Below are 2,130 nucleotides of genomic sequence, written 5' to 3'. Positions count from 1 at the left end.
GCGGCCTTGCCCCGCCAGCCCGTGCCGGAGGCCACCATGACGCAGCGGTCCACGCCGACGTCGGCCAGGAAGCCCAGGCTCTGTCCGCCGAACGAGTGGCCGACCCAGGTGAGCGGCACACCGGCGGCGTCGGCCCGGGTCCGGGCGTGCGCGGCGGCGGCCTCGGCGTCGTGGTACCAGTCGAGGGCCGTGGCCGCGGAGTCCCGCAGCGGTCCGTAGAGGTCCGGCTCCGAGCCACGGTAGGAGAACGTGAGCACCGCGAGCCCGCGCTCCGCGAGCCAGGCGGCGGTGTGCCGGTAGAACCGCATCGGCATGGCCATGGCGGGTGCGATCGCCACGACGCCGGCCACGTCGCCGTCGGGCAGGAACCAGCGGCCCGCGACCCGCGCGCCACCCTGCGCGAGGAAGCTCACGTCTTCGGTGCTCACGCTCGGGAGGCTACCAATCGGCCCGGCCGCGCCGGTACGCGAGTGAACCGGACAAACTGGGACGTCTCACGGGGCATCCCTGGCGTATCCTCGCCACGGCGCTGTGAAATTCATCCGGCGGGAGGATGCCATGCTCAGTGACGTGCTCGGCCTGACCAAGTCGCAGTCGCTCGCGTACCGCGAGCTCGTGGCGTCCCCCTCGCTCGACGCCGCGGAGCTGGCCCACCGGCTCGGCTGCGACCCGGGGGACGCGCTCGACGTGCTGCGCACCCTGGAGAACCACGGGCTGGCGGCCCGGCAGAGCGCGGACGACTCCCGCTTCCAGGCCGCACCGCCCGAGATAGCGCTGGGCGCGCTGCTGGCCCGCCGCAAGGACGAGATCCGGGCGGCGCAGGTCGAGCTGATCGAGCTGGAGGAGGACTTCCGGCGCTCGTCGGCGCTGCGCCCGGCCACCGACGTGGTGGACGTGGTGCGCGGCGCCGACGCCGTGAAGCACCGCATCATGCAGCTCCAGCTCGGCGCCCGCGAGACCGTCGAGTCGTTCACCAAACCGCCGGTGTTCGTGATGTCCGCCGAGGACAACACGGCCGAGGACCAGGCCGTGGCGCGCGGCGTCCGGTACCGGGTGGTGGTGGACCGCGTGTTCCTCGACACGGGCATGATGCGCGTCGACGACGTCGCCGAGGCCATCGAGAACGGCGAGGAGGTGCGGTTCTCGGAGCGGGTGCCGATCAAGCTGTTCATCATCGACCGCCGGCTCGCGTTCGTACCGATCCAGACCGTGGTCGACGCCGAGGACTCCGGCCTCACGCCCGACCTGGTGGGTGCGCTGATCATCCACCCCTCGGGCCTGCTCGACGCCCTGATCGCCCTGTTCGACGCCGTGTGGCGGGACGCGACGCCGTTCGCGCGGCCGGGCGAGCAGGCCGGAGCCGCCGACCTCGAGTATCAGGACGCCCGCATCCTCGGGCTGATGCTCGTGGGCCTGACGGACCAGTCGGTGGCCAACCAGCTCGGGCTCTCGCTGCGGACCGTGCAGCGCCGGGTCAAGGTACTGATGGACATCGCCGGGGTCTCCACCCGCATCCAGCTGGGCTGGCACGCCGCACGCAAGGGCTGGATCTGACCACTCGAACCGTGACAGCGTGTGCCCATGACCACACTGGCGTGCATCATCCGCCCCTCGACCCCGCCGTCCCGCGTCATCCCGCTCGCCCGCGCGATCGAGGCCGCGGGGATCGAGGAGATCTGGCTCTGGGAGGACTGCTTCCAGACCGGCGGCATCTCAGCGGCGAGCGCGATCCTGGCCGCCACCGAGCGGGTCCGCGTGGGAATCGGCGTGATGCCCACGCCGCTGCGGAACGTGGCGCTCACCGCGATGGAGGTCGCGACGGTGGACGGCATGTTCCCCGGCCGGCTGATCCCGGGGATCGGGCACGGCGTGCAGTCCTGGATGGGGCAGGTCGGCGCCCGCGCGGCATCGCCCCTGACGCTCATGCGCGAGTATGCGACGACGCTGCGCGCGCTGCTGGCCGGGGAGCGCGTGACGACGTCAGGCCGGTACGTGAACCTGGACGACGTGCAGCTGGACTGGCCGCCCGCCGTGCCCGTCGGGGTGCCGGTCGCCGCGACCGGGCCCAAGTCCCTGCGACTCGCGGGAGAAGTGGGCGACGGCGTGGTGCTGGAGGGCTCGGTGGGCGTT

3 protein-coding genes are annotated in these 2,130 nt (G+C 72.6%); 2 read left to right on the top strand and 1 reads right to left on the bottom strand.

Annotated features, from left to right (window positions below; translation table 11 throughout):
- The coding region (locus tag PROKR_RS34480; protein ID WP_211240089.1) for a serine aminopeptidase domain-containing protein at nt 1-428 on the bottom strand (428 nt) is incomplete at its 3' end.
- 103 nt (nt 429-531) lie between these two features.
- Between PROKR_RS34480 and PROKR_RS09900 the strand changes: the two genes are divergently transcribed.
- Together PROKR_RS09900 and PROKR_RS09895 are read left to right on the top strand one after the other, a co-directional pair.
- Entirely contained in the window at nt 532-1,554 is a 1,023-nt protein-coding gene (locus PROKR_RS09900) for a helix-turn-helix domain-containing protein (RefSeq protein ID WP_245605776.1), read from the top strand.
- A gap of 27 nt (nt 1,555-1,581) precedes the next feature.
- Nucleotides 1,582-2,130: LLM class flavin-dependent oxidoreductase (locus tag PROKR_RS09895; protein WP_157602001.1), on the top strand; the 549-nt coding region annotated here is incomplete at its 3' end.

The organism is Promicromonospora kroppenstedtii DSM 19349 (assembly GCF_000515355.1).
GTDB classification, from domain to species: domain Bacteria; phylum Actinomycetota; class Actinomycetes; order Actinomycetales; family Cellulomonadaceae; genus Promicromonospora; species Promicromonospora kroppenstedtii.
This window is presented reverse-complemented; position numbering and strand designations above follow the sequence as displayed.